Annotated in this window: 9 protein-coding genes; 5 read left to right on the plus strand and 4 right to left on the minus strand. The window is 54.6% G+C overall.

The window, feature by feature from the left end; translation table 11 throughout:
- Position 1 precedes the first annotated feature (1 nt).
- Complete coding sequence (locus M8006_RS04155) at positions 2–1,054, plus strand: CobW family GTP-binding protein (protein WP_250080204.1); 1,053 nt, start codon at positions 2–4, stop codon at positions 1,052–1,054.
- Here M8006_RS04155 and M8006_RS04160 read toward each other — a convergent pair.
- Together M8006_RS04160 and hmuQ are read right to left on the minus strand one after the other, a co-directional pair.
- On the minus strand, positions 1,029–4,088 hold the full coding sequence (locus tag M8006_RS04160) for a bifunctional diguanylate cyclase/phosphodiesterase (protein WP_250080205.1): 3,060 nt from the start codon (positions 4,086–4,088) through the stop codon (positions 1,029–1,031). The two genes, M8006_RS04155 and M8006_RS04160, sit on opposite strands and share 26 nt — an antisense overlap.
- Positions 4,089–4,264: 176 nt before the next feature.
- Positions 4,265–4,567, minus strand: coding sequence for a heme-degrading protein HmuQ (gene hmuQ, locus M8006_RS04165; RefSeq protein ID WP_250080206.1), 303 nt, complete (start codon positions 4,565–4,567; stop codon positions 4,265–4,267).
- A gap of 159 nt (positions 4,568–4,726) precedes the next feature.
- Between hmuQ and M8006_RS04170 the strand changes: the two genes are divergently transcribed.
- Genes M8006_RS04170 through M8006_RS04180 form a run of 3 tightly spaced genes read left to right on the plus strand, consistent with a single transcriptional unit; the run spans position 4,727 to position 7,417 of the window.
- The gene (locus M8006_RS04170) at positions 4,727–5,185 is read left to right on the plus strand and encodes a copper chaperone PCu(A)C (protein ID WP_250080207.1); all 459 of its coding nucleotides are present in this window, start codon (positions 4,727–4,729) and stop codon (positions 5,183–5,185) included.
- A 24-nt stretch (positions 5,186–5,209) separates the two neighbouring features.
- Complete coding sequence (locus tag M8006_RS04175) at positions 5,210–6,748, plus strand: FAD-binding domain-containing protein (protein ID WP_250080208.1); 1,539 nt, start codon at positions 5,210–5,212, stop codon at positions 6,746–6,748.
- A 27-nt stretch (positions 6,749–6,775) separates the two neighbouring features.
- Positions 6,776–7,417 (plus strand): transglycosylase SLT domain-containing protein, encoded by a 642-nt coding sequence (locus M8006_RS04180; RefSeq protein ID WP_250080209.1) that lies wholly within the window; start codon positions 6,776–6,778, stop codon positions 7,415–7,417.
- Between the two features lie 123 nt (positions 7,418–7,540).
- Here M8006_RS04180 and M8006_RS04185 read toward each other — a convergent pair whose 3' ends face one another.
- The gene (locus tag M8006_RS04185; RefSeq protein WP_250080210.1) at positions 7,541–9,277 is read right to left on the minus strand and encodes a methyl-accepting chemotaxis protein; all 1,737 of its coding nucleotides are present in this window, start codon (positions 9,275–9,277) and stop codon (positions 7,541–7,543) included.
- Between the two features lie 584 nt (positions 9,278–9,861).
- Here M8006_RS04185 and paaX point away from each other — a divergent pair.
- On the plus strand, positions 9,862–10,788 hold the full coding sequence (gene paaX / locus M8006_RS04190) for a phenylacetic acid degradation operon negative regulatory protein PaaX (protein ID WP_250080211.1): 927 nt from the start codon (positions 9,862–9,864) through the stop codon (positions 10,786–10,788).
- Positions 10,789–11,042: 254 nt separating this feature from the next.
- On the opposite strand, the gene M8006_RS04195 is transcribed toward paaX, so the two are convergent.
- The gene (locus M8006_RS04195) at positions 11,043–12,503 is read right to left on the minus strand and encodes a sodium-dependent transporter (protein WP_250080212.1); all 1,461 of its coding nucleotides are present in this window, start codon (positions 12,501–12,503) and stop codon (positions 11,043–11,045) included.
- Between the last annotated feature and the right edge of the window lie 27 nt (positions 12,504–12,530).

Below are 12,530 nucleotides of genomic sequence, written 5' to 3' on the forward strand. Positions count from 1 at the left end.
CGTGGCACAACGCGTGCCGGTGCATATCATCACCGGCTTTCTGGGCAGCGGCAAAAGCACGCTTATCCACAGCCTGATTGCGCAGAAGCCTGTGGAGGAAACCTGGGCGATTCTGGTCAACGAATTCGGCCAGATCGGCATTGATCAAGCAATGTTTGAGCAGCGCGACGACGTGGCGGTGAAAGGGCTTCCTGGCGGCTGTTTGTGCTGCCAGCTGGCCTTTGTGTTGCAAGCAGGGCTTGTTAGCCTGCTCGCCCGCACCCAGCCTGATCGATTGATTATTGAGCCCTCAGGCCTTGGCCACCCGGCGGGGCTGATCGATTTGCTGCGCAGCGAAGCGTTCGCGGACTCACTTGAAGTGCGCGACATTATCGCCACGCTCGACCCGCGCCGTTTAGATGAGCCGCGCGCCCGCGAGCATGAAACCTTTCAAGACCAACTTGCCATTGCCGACGCCATTGCCATCACCATGCATGACCACAGCAGCGCCGAGCAAATCGACGCCGCCCACCAACATGCCGGCGCACACTGGCCGCCGCGCAAATGGGTGCGTGATGCGACCCACGGTGAACTGCCGATCTCGCTATTGGTAGAAAGCCATGCCAGCGAGGCGGTAAGTGGCGCGATGCCCGACGCGCACCAGGCACAGGGACAAAGTGCTGTCTCAAGTACCGTCTCAAATACCGTGCCAAGCGTAGACGGCGGCTTTTTTGACTTCCCGCCCGCCCCTGGTAAGCCACAAGTGGAGGTCGGCACATCGTTGGGTTACACCAGCATCGGGATACGCTGGCATCCGGATACGTGCTTTGAACTCGATCGACTCGCGGCCACCCTAGGTGAGCTCCCCGTTGAGGCGCGTATCAAAGGTGTATTTCATACCGAAAACGGCTGGAAGCGGTTAAATCGCTCAGGCGGTACCTTTCAGCTGGAGAGCACGTCGTGGCGACAGGATTCACGCCTAGAGGTGATTCACCCCAGCGAAGAGGCGCTCACGGTTGAGCCGCTTTTAGCACGGCTCAACGCCTGTGCTACAGCATCGCCTCGACCTCTTTGACCGCCATCGGCCGACCAAACAAAAACCCCTGAAAGGCGTGGCAAGCGTGGCGTGCTAGCCAGTCTTGGTGTGCCTTGGTTTCCACGCCTTCAGCAATCACCGAGAGTCCCAAACTCCGCGCCAGCGCAATGGTGCTCTCCACAATCGCGGCGTTAGCGGGGCTATCAAGCACCTGGCGCACAAAGCTCTGGTCGATTTTGAGCTGATCAAGCGGCAAGTGCGCTAGGTAGGCAAGCGAGGAGTACCCCGTGCCAAAATCGTCGAGAGAAAAGTGTATGCCCTGCGCACGTAGGTGCTCCATTTTGCGTTGGGTATCGTCCTGCGCCTCGACAAACAGTGTCTCGGTCACTTCAAGCTTTAATTTATCCGCCGGTGCACCGGTGCGGCGCAATATCGATTTCACCTTGGGCACGAAATTGTCCTCGCGGAACTGCACTGGGCTAATGTTGACCGCCACAGTGAGGTGCGCCGTATCCGGGCAATGCTGCCACTCGACCAGCTGTTTACAGGCGGTTTCTAACACCCAGGCACCGACAATGTTAATCAACCGGGTACTTTCCAATAGGGGAATAAAATCTCCTGGCGAGACGATACCGCGTTCAGGGTGATGCCAACGTAGCAACGCCTCCACACCGGTGACGTGGCTCTCATTATCCACTTGCGGCTGATAAAGCAGCCGCCACTCATCATTGGCTAACGCTTGGCGCAGATCCTTCTCAAGCCGTGCCCGCGATACTAGCGCGGCCTGCATACCCGGGTCGAAGAAACTTAGCGTGTCACGGCCGGCTTCTTTGGCCTGAAAAAGCGCCATATCCGCTTGCTGCAAGTAATCATCGACGCCATCCACGCTGTTATCCATCAGCGTAATACCGATACTCCCCGTCACCAGTACGGTTTCATTATTGATATCAATCGGTCGCCGAATCGCGGTGAGCAACTTCAACGCGATGCCCTCTGCGAGTCGGGCGGCTTGCTCGACATCACGGTCCAACGCATGAATCAACACGGCAAATTCGTCACCGCCCAGGCGCGCGAGCGTATCGGTGTCGCGCAGCATTTGCGACAGCTCTCGCGCCATGTTTTGCAGCAGCTGGTCACCGGCATAATGCCCTAAGGTATCGTTCACCTGCTTAAAGTTATCCAGGTCAATAAACAACAGCACACCGTGCTGGGCATGACGCTCACTGTCTTTAAGGGCAGCCGCCATGCGATCAAGAAACAAACGCCGATTGGCAAGCCCGGTGAGCGGGTCATAAAACGCTAGCTGATGAATTTCCTGCTCGGCGGCTTTGCTTTCGGTAATGTCATTCAGCGTGGCGACGTAATGCGTCAGTCGCGCTTTCTCATCGCTAACGGCACTAATGGTCAACCATTCGGGAAACACCTGGCCGTTTTTGCGGCGGTTCCAGATTTCACCTTCCCAGCTGCCGGTTTCTTTCACTTTCGACCACATTTGTTGATAAAACTCGGCGTCATGGCGGCCAGAACTAAAAATGCGCGGATTCTCACCGAGCACTTCGTTCTCTTCGTAACCCGTAATACGCGTAAAGGTGTCGTTAACTTTGAGAATCCGCCCGCGCGCATCGGTAATAATCATCCCCAGATGCGTCTTGAACGCCGTCGCGGCAATGCGCAGTTCTGCTTCGTTTATTTTGGCTTGGGTTACATCGCGTACAGCGACCAACACGCCGTTAAATAAACCCGTCGCATCGGCCAGCGGGCTTAAAATGGCGTTAAAATAGCGTATTTGCGCGTTGACCTGCAGCGAATACTCTAATTCTTGTATCTCACGCTTATGCTGCACACGATAGAGAGTCCCCGTCAGCAATTGAACGACAGCTTCGGGCAGCACCTCGCTGTAATGGAGGCCGATGGCCTCATGGTGAGGGCGCAGTAGCTGTGCCTCATCCAAGGCGTGAATATAGGTAAAACGGCCATACTCATCAAAGACAAAAATCATGTCCTGAATCGAGCGCACCAGCGCGTCAAGACGCGCTTCGCGCATTTGCACCTGCGCTCGCGCTTCCTCGCGTTCCAGCACCCGAGTATGCAACTGCTGCGACATACTCAACCGATTCAAGTAGTGACGCACGAACCAAATACCCAGCAGCGTCATAATAGCGGCGATTACCATTAAAATTATCAGCCGCTGGCGCCAGGGCGCTAGCAGCGCATCAATGCTATCGCCTACCACCACAGCAAAAGGCAAATTATCTAGGTACTGCATCCTGTACAGTCGCTCTTTACCATCCACCAGCGAGTGCATACGTACCGCCTGCATTCCTGTATCACTGGCGAGAAAGTGCTCAACTTCATCGTTTCTGGCCAATTCACCGAGTTCTACCTGGTCATCAGGGCGTCGAGCAAGCAACTTACCGTCGTTATCCATGATCGCCATGCTTTCACCACGGCGCATCGTTAAACGCTGCAAGGTATCGTCAAATAACTGTGGGTCAATGCGCACGGCCACGAGACCCTCAAAATGGCCGTCTACGCCACGTAATCGGCGCGCGTGAAACATGAGGTAATCACTTTCAACCGCCGACCAAAACAGCGGCGTCACGTAGTCATCAAGCGGGGGGTTTTGTTTAAAAGCACGGAAAAACGGCATGTCGCTAACATCAAACCCGGCGGAACGAGCAGCGTTTGAGCTGATCAGAACACTGCCCTGCTCGTCGATCACGACGATTTCACTTACCAGCGGTAGACTATCGCGGCGCTTAACCAGCAACTGTTTAAGGTTATGGTACTCGCCTACTCGGGGCAGCAAGGGGGGCTCTAAACGCTGTGCAATATCTCTCAACGCGTATTCACTTAACGCAAAGGTGCTATTCACCCACTCAGCGATCAAATCGGCTCGCGTGGAATTACGCTCATGCGCCGCGTCTATCTCTTGATGATATTGGTCACTCAAAAGCCAAGTAAAAATAACGGCCATCGCGATCAGCGCAAACACATAAATCGCGATGGCATTGACCCTTAGGCGTCGGTATAAACGCGCTTCAGCCGCCAATGTTTCAGGAGAATCTGGCATAGCGCCGCGTACCTTATCGTTATAACGGGAATCTTTGGCTGCCCAAGGATGCCTGATTCGGCACATTTTTTAAGGTATTTTTGTGCACCTTTTATACACGTTATTGATGTATATCATTTATTGGCCGCTTGGCGTTAACCGATGGGGCATCAAAAGACTAAGGGCCATCACCACGCCTACAATACAACCTGATACCCCTCAAACTGCGGTGGGCCGAGATAGATGCCTTCCGGCGCCTTGGCGTTAGCGTGCGCCTTACGAAACGCGTCAGATTTTGTCCAGGCACGAAACGCCTCTTCGGATTCCCAAACACTGTGCGAAATAAACACCGTGTAATCGTCCTGTTTTTCACCCTGCAGCATCTGAAACTGCTTAAACCCGGGCACCTCATCGAGATGGCTGTCGCGGTTGCGCCAGACGTCAAGAAAGTCCTCTTCCCGACCGGGCGCAATACGAAAACGGTTCATGGCAATATACATAGCATTCTCCTTCATGATTGAGTGACTCACGCTACCGCGATCAAACGCGTTTGCAAATAGGCCAATAAGACAACGGGACGCAGTGTCGCACGCTTGGCGGCGGCGCAAGAAAACATTGTATGATGCCTGTCGTTATCCATCATCACACGAGACTGACTCATGCTGAAATCAATACTGTTTACCGCCGCGACCAGCGCCCTAATGCTTTCCACCGCAGCACTCGCCGACACTATCAATACCGACACTATCAATGCCGACAACCCCTTTGTGCGCGAAGTGCCCCCAGGCTCCCCCGCCACTGCGGCCTTCATGACACTGCACAACACAAGTGACTCGCCGGTTCGCTTAATTGATGCGGAGAACGACCTCACTGCCCACGCCGAAATGCACAATCACGTGGATGTTGACGGCGTTATGCAGATGCGCCAAATTGAGTACATCGACGTACCGGCAAATGGCAACGTCACCCTTGCACCCGGCGGGCTGCACCTAATGCTGATCGGCCTGGAAAGCGCGGTGAGCGAAGGCGATGAAGTGGCGCTGACGCTCACGTTTGATAACGGCGAAACCCTCGACGTGACAGCTCCCGTGCGGCCCATCATGCCGATGAGCCACTAAGCACGACAGCCTAGGTGCGTCTTGATGCCCCGTCGCGTTCAAGTGGTCTGGTTTAAGCGCGATCTGCGCATTCACGACCATGCGCCCCTTTGCCTGGCGGCAGCGGCCGGACCGGTGCTGCCGGTTTTCGCCATTGAGCCTGAACAGTGGCAAACGCCAGACAGTGCTCTACGCCATTGGCAGTTTGCCGCCGAGTCGCTAAGCGATTTATCCCAAGCGCTCGCAAGCCTTCACTTACCGCTTTGCTGCTGGCAGGGGGATATTTTGACGCTGCTGGAAGCACTCAAAACCCACTACGGTATTTTTGAGCTGCACTCCCACCAAGAGACCGGCAATGCCTGGAGCTATTCCCGCGACCAACGCGTAAACGCTTGGTGTCGTCATCACGGCATTTCATGGCATCAACCGCGCCAACACGGCATCGTGCGCGGCTTGAAAAAGCGCCACCGCTGGGAAGCCCAGTGGGAAGCGCTGATGGCCGAACCCCGCTACCCGGCGCCACAAAACGCTCACGTGGCAAACGGCTGGGAGGCGTTTCACCATGTGCCCAGCGAGCAGCTCGCCACCCTAGCGCTCGGTTTCGATCGAACGCCCTGCCCTGAGCGGCAACCCGGCGGCCGTCGTGAAGGTCACGCGCTGTGGCAAAGCTTTATTACCCACCGCGGGCGACGCTACCGTGGCTCACTCTCCAAACCACTATTGGCCTGGGAGTTTGGCTCACGGCTTTCGCCTCATCTGGCCTGGGGCACCCTCTCGATGCGCGAAATCGTGCAATCGCTCCGCCGCCAGCGGCAAAAACACACAGATGACGCACAGTGGGCCGCGTCGCTGCGCGCCTTCACTTCTCGGCTTTACTGGCATTGCCACTTCATGCAAAAGCTAGAGAGTGCACCGAACATGGAGCACCAAACCTTGCACCCGGCGCTGCGCGGTTTGCGGGAACGCGATCCCGAACATGCTAATCTAATTGCCTGGAAGCACGGCCAAACCGGGGTGCCACTGGTGGATGCTTGCATGCGTAGTTTGATCACAACCGGCTGGCTGAATTTTCGTATGCGCGCCATGTTGATCTCCTACGCCACCTTTGGATTGGGGCTGCACTGGCGAGAACCCGCGTTGCATCTCGCACGGCTATTTACCGACTATGAGCCTGGCATTCATTACCCGCAGATACAGATGCAGTCCGGCGCAACCGGCACCAACGCACTGCGAGTGTACAACCCCATCAAACAGGCGGCGGACAACGACCCGGATGGCGCCTTTGTGGCGCGCTGGGTTCCCGAGCTTGCACGACTACCCTTGGAATGGCGCAGCATGCCGTGGGCGCTGCCAACATCGCTGCGTCAGCGCTTTGACTTTCACCCCGGCAAGGATTACCCCTTACCTCATGATTTTGACGCCGAAGCACGCCACTGGAAAGCAAAGCTCTATCAACTAAGGCGCACGCCAGAGGCGCGCGACACGAGTCAGAAGCTGGTAACAAAGCTTGCCAGTCAACGCCGTCCCAAAATCGGAAAACGGCAAAAAACGCCGCCAAATCAGCTATCGTTGTTCGATCAATAAAATACCAACACCAACAAGGGAATCACCATGCCTCAACACACGCCTTTTGCCACAGCGCTGATGCTGATGCTTTTTCTCTCCGGCTGCGCGGTCTTCGCGCCCAATCCACCGCAAGATCAAAGCAATATCTGTGAAATCTTCCGTGAACAGCCCAGTTGGTACGACTACGCAAGTGACTCTGAAGAGAAATGGGGCACACCAATAGAAACGCAAATGTCTTTTATCCAACAAGAATCGTCGTTTCGTAGTCACGTTCGTCCGCCGCGCAAACGCTACCTTGGCTTTATTCCCGGCCCACGCCCGTCATCAGCCAAAGGGTATGCTCAGGCTCAAGACCCAGTCTGGGGGGAGTACCGCGACCAAGCTGGCAGCACCTTCGCCCGGCGCACACATATGAAGCACGCCACCGATTTTATCGGTTGGTACAACACCCGCACTCGCGCGCAAACGGGTATTTCGCTCAACAACCCTGAGCACCTTTATCTCGCCTATCACGAAGGTGCAGGCGGCTATCAACGCGGCAGCTATCGCGCTAAACCGGCAGTACAACGTGCTGCGCGCCAAGTCGCAAGTCGCGCCAATCGTTACCGTTCGCAGTTAGCAAGCTGCGAAGCGGAGTTTCAATGCCGCAAGTTTTATCAAGTCTGGCCGTTTTGTCGTAAAGGGTAATTGAAAAGAAACAGCCCCGCACAGTAAAACACCGCGGGTTACGATAACGTAGCCAGCGGCGTTTTACGTTTCACATGATGACGGCGTTTCGCCTAGCCACGTTGGGTGACGCTATAACGTCATTTAGAACGTTTCCCAATCATCATCGTCATTTTGCGTGGAAGCTTGTTGCTTAGGCTGGGAGTGACGCGTCCCTTCAGAACGAGCGGGCGCGTTGGACTGACTTCCACTTTCACCCAGTGCAGGGCGCTTCATTGCGCTGTTAGCTGACGGCTGTGCTAGACCAGGGCGTGATTCGGTGCTGCTTAATTTAAAGAACGCCACCGCGTTAGCCAAGTCGCGTGCCTGCTCTTCCATTGAGGCCGACGCATTTGCCGTCTGCTCTACCAGGGCAGCGTTTTGCTGAGTCACATCGTCCATCTGGTTAATTGCCGTATTCATCTGCTCAATAGCCGAGCTTTGCTCAGTAGACGCCTGACTCACTTCCTCCATCAAGTCAGACACCTTGCCAATGTTGGTGACGATCTGCTTCATGGAGTCGCCTACGGCTTCAACCACCGTGCTTCCTTCCGAGACGATCTCATCGTTTTGCACGATCAGCTCTTGGATTTGCTTCGCCGCATCGGCACTACGCTGCGCTAGGCTGCGTACTTCCTGGGCGACCACAGCAAAGCCACGCCCTTGCTCGCCGGCACGGGCGGCCTCGACCGAGGCGTTAAGCGCCAGAATGTTAGTCTGAAAGGCAATACCGTCGATCATCGTGACAATACCGCTGATCTTCTCCGAGCTATCGGTTAGCTCGTGCATTTTGCCTACGGCTTCAGTCACCTTCTCGCCGCCTTGGCTCGCTGAAGTACTGGCAGTATGGGCCAATTGGTTAGCCTCACCGGTATGCTGAGTATTGTTTTTCACCGTCGCAGCCACCTGCTCCATACTGGCTGCCGTTTCTTGCAAACTAGAAGCCTGCTGCTCGGTACGCTGCGATAGGTCGATATTGCCTGTAGAGATTTGTGAGGACGCGGTCGAGATAGCATCGGCTGACGATTTAATATCACCGATCAACGCGTGAAGCTTGGCCTGCATATCCCCAAGCTCGATCAGCATATCGCCAATTTCGTCTTGATGTGAGGCATCAATTGAACGGCTAAGATCCCCTTCCGCCATGGCGTGGAAGTGCCGGCGCGCCATGGCGAGCGGTTGGGTAATACGCTGAATCAGTAACCACCCCATGACACAGCCCAAGATAACGGCGATCACGAGCGCGCCAATCATCAGATTACGCATAAAGCTCGCTTGAGACTCGGCGTTACGATACTCGGCCTGCGCTTCTTGCTCTTCAAGCTCAATAAGTTCCGTTAGGGTTTCGTCCATTTGACGGTAGGCGGGCAACGCTTCGGTAAAGGCTTTTTCGTTGGCAGCCTCGTAATTACCGACGGAGTACATCGGCATAACGGGCGCGATAGAACCGAGTAGTTGGCGATAATCTGCGCGGAACTGTTCGGCAATTACTTGTGCTTCTGGCGACAACTCATTTTCTGTCAGCTCTTGCCAATTAGAATCGACGGCTGACAAGTTCATTACAATATTATCCATGTGCATCTGTACGCTATGATCGTGCAGGTCGCTCACCGGTAGAATCGGGTCGTGTTGCCCTGCCAGCGCTAACTCCATGATCATGTCTTTGGCATGTTCATTCAGGGCAGAAATACGCTGGGTATTACGGAGGTTGTTTTGATAAATGTTATCGACTGAGCGATTGGATGACATCATGCCACTAAAGCCCATGGCACCAATAAACACCATCAATACCAACATCACGCTGATCACAGTGATCAGACGCGCTTTGATTGTTACGCGCATTTTTACTCCTCGTGCCGATAGGGCGGCAATGGGGTGGTCATTCAGCCTTTCGACTCATGTAATCTCATACGTTGTTAGTAAATATTGTACTTTCTTTGCAAATTACATTTCGTCCGCTTAGTTGACATATATCAATAGACCTCATGATTTTGGCACGCTGGCTTATCAAAGCGATTCGCAAAAATCCTATACCTTGAATAGCAGAGTTTTCTAAGCAACGTATTTCACGCGTTACCGGAAGTGCTGGCGGTGACGGTCTGCGGCGTCCGCGTGGGTACCGATACTTTTGAAGAAATGACCATGATTTGGCCATTCTCAAGCGCCTGACACGTCACTTGATTCGCTTGGATTCTGTAAAGAGCAAAGCGAGTTTCAAAACGAAGCGAATCCTTGGCGCCACGTCAGATAACTAACGCGCTCATTTGCTTGGTTGGGAATGAGAAAACTTATTTACGTGCGATTGCCTGCCATGGAATGCTTGATTACGAATGTGGTATATTGCAGCACGTTGTCACGATCATTATTGCTTACTCATTTGATTGGCCTTTGGCCATCAAACATCAATCAAAGAGACTGGCCTCATCATGTCGTCTGCTACCGATTGTGTCGCCAATCTCGTCGACCGCTTCCAGAAGCACCGGCCCATTCGGGCTGGCTCTCTTATCATTACTATTTATGGCGACGCCATCGTCCCCCGAGGCGGTACTGTATGGCTTGGCAGCCTTTCAAAACTCGTAAAGCCCATCGGTATCAACGAGCGACTTGTGCGCACGTCGGTTTATCGATTAACACATGAGACCTGGCTGCAAGGGGAAAAGGTTGGCCGTCGCAGTTACTATAGCCTGAGCGGACCAGGGCGACGCCGTTTCGAGCAAGCCTTTAAACGAGTTTACTACGGCACTCAGCCTCCTTGGTCAGGTCAGTGGACCTTGGTGTTGCTCACCCAACTTGATACGGCTCGTCGACAGAAGGTTCGCGATGAACTCGAGTGGCTTGGTTTTGGGCATTTTGCCTCTGGTGTTCTCGCCCACCCCACCCTTAATCCCAGCGAAGCTAATGCGGCTTTACAGGAGCTAGGTGCAGCCGAAGAGAGCATTGTCATGCAGACCGAGGCTGTCGAACCTCTTGCCAGCAAGCCACTGCGCTTGCAGGTTCGCGAGAGCTGGAATCTCGACACCCTGGCAGATGACTATCAACGTTTTTTAATTCAGTTTCGACCGCTGTGGAAAGCACTTAATGAAGAGAACCATCTTGGCGAGGAGGATTGCTTCATTGCCCGAACGCTGCTGATCCACGAATATCGTAAAGTGCAACTGCGCGACCCACAACTGCCCGACGAGCTGCTCCCCACCGCCTGGGAGGGACGCAACGCCCATCAGCTCTGTCGCAATATCTATCGCACTATCTACAAGCGCGCCGAGCTTTGGCTCGAGCGCCAACTAGAAACTGCCGAAGGCCCGCTTCCAGCCCCTGGCCCCAGTTTCTATCAACGCTTCGGCGGTCTAGATTGACTTCAGAATCGATTCAATGCGAGGCCCCGGCCACCAAAAAACCGGGAATGTTCCTTACACATCCCATCCATACAGCAACTCTGGGGGCGTTAAAGCGTTGGCAACAAAGACGCACATGTTACGCCACGTAAAAGATACCTCACATCATCAAAGAGGCTGCACTGCTCCCACCGGTAAGAGGAAACAGCACAGCGGCTCTCACTTTTCGCTTTGCTCCTCATGAGAGTGTATAGGAGCGCTTCAGCCAAGGTGGCTCAAGAGGCTTGCTGGCGCAGCCGTGGGCTAACCAACTCGCCCACCACGGTAATCAGCACCAGAAGAGCCAACAACCAAGGCCACTGCGTTGCTATCTTTAGCGTGGCAAGCCCCAGCGCATCGATGAAAATTAATACGATGCCTAATGGGCTCACATAACGCACCATGAACAGCCACAACGCATGCTGGGTGCGGGAGAGTCCCAACTCTTCTCTAAAGACTTCGTTACGAAGCAAGAAGCCCGCCATCAAGGCCGTTCCCAAACCGCCTAACGGCATCATCCAGCGAGAAGTCAGGTAATCCAACCAGTCAAAGAAGTTGCGTCCCGCCAGCGTCCAATCGGCACCCAGATTGAACGACAGCATCGCCAGGGTACTGACCAGCCACAGCACGATACCCACACCCCAGGAAGCTTGCTTGCGTGTCATGCCCTTACTGTCAGTGAGCCAGGCGACTGTAGCTTCGATCATCGAAATCGAAGAGGTGAGAGCCGCCATCGCAAGCATCAAGAAGAATAGGATACCGAATAAAGTACCAAACGGCATGGCCTGGAAGGCCAGTGGCAGGCTCATGAAGATCAGACCCGGCCCTGCACCTGGGCTCATTCCATTGGCGAAAATAATCGGGAAAATGGCTAAGCCCGCCATCAGCGCCACCACGGTATCAGCAATTGCTACGCTGAACGTAGTACGTGCGATGGAGTGACCCGACGGTAGGTAAGAGCCGTACGTTAGGATCGCCCCGGACGCTAGCGACAGGGTAAAAAAGGCATGGCCCAGCGCCGCTAACAGACCTTCACTGCTAAGGCCTTCGGTATTGAAGGAAAACAGGAACGACCAGGCCTCACCAAAGCCACCGGAAAAGGCGCCGTAGCCGATCAGAATACCCAGCATGATCACCATGCCCGGCATCATCCAACTGACGCTCTTTTCGATACCAGCTTGCACACCCTTGCCCACGATCAGCATGGTCAACACGGTGACCAGTGTGCTCCAGGCGCCCAGGTTGAAAGGGTTGGCGTTATTGGCCGCGAAAATCGCTGCCATGTCATCGACACTGGTTCCTGCCAGCCCACCACTCAGCATTTTCCATAGATAGGAAAACGCCCAGCCGGCGACCACCACGTAGAAAGACAGAATCATGAAGCCACACAGCATGGCCATCCAGCCGAAGACCGACCAGAACCCGCCATGGCCAGATTCATTCACCACACGGCGGATAGCGTCAACCGGGCTACCCCTGCCACGACGGCCGAAACTGATTTCAGCCATCATGATGGGGACCCCTACCGCCAGAATGCATGCCAGATAGACCAGTACGAAGGCACCACCACCGAATTCACCGGTGATGTAGGGGAACTTCCAGATATTACCCAGGCCCACTGCGGAACCAGTGGCAGCCAGTACAAACCCCCAGCGGCCTAACCACAGCGTATTGGTGGGTATATTTGTTGTCGACATTGAGGAAACCTTATAGATTTAATTGTT

Source organism: Halomonas llamarensis (assembly GCF_023555005.1).
GTDB lineage: Bacteria > Pseudomonadota > Gammaproteobacteria > Pseudomonadales > Halomonadaceae > Vreelandella > Vreelandella llamarensis.

Bases quoted from the DNA above. Each gene is read 5' to 3' on its own strand.
- M8006_RS04160 (WP_250080205.1), bottom strand. From the start codon at position 4,088: ATGCCAGATTCTCCTGAAACATTGGCGGCTGAAGCGCGTTTATACCGA.
- hmuQ (WP_250080206.1), bottom strand. From the start codon at position 4,567: ATGTATATTGCCATGAACCGTTTTCGTATTGCGCCCGGTCGGGAAGAG.
- M8006_RS04170 (WP_250080207.1), top strand. From the start codon at position 4,727: ATGCTGAAATCAATACTGTTTACCGCCGCGACCAGCGCCCTAATGCTT.
- M8006_RS04175 (WP_250080208.1), top strand. From the start codon at position 5,210: ATGCCCCGTCGCGTTCAAGTGGTCTGGTTTAAGCGCGATCTGCGCATT.
- M8006_RS04180 (WP_250080209.1), top strand. From the start codon at position 6,776: ATGCCTCAACACACGCCTTTTGCCACAGCGCTGATGCTGATGCTTTTT.
- M8006_RS04185 (WP_250080210.1), bottom strand. From the start codon at position 9,277: ATGCGCGTAACAATCAAAGCGCGTCTGATCACTGTGATCAGCGTGATG.
- paaX (WP_250080211.1), top strand. From the start codon at position 9,862: ATGTCGTCTGCTACCGATTGTGTCGCCAATCTCGTCGACCGCTTCCAG.
- M8006_RS04195 (WP_250080212.1), bottom strand. From the start codon at position 12,503: ATGTCGACAACAAATATACCCACCAATACGCTGTGGTTAGGCCGCTGG.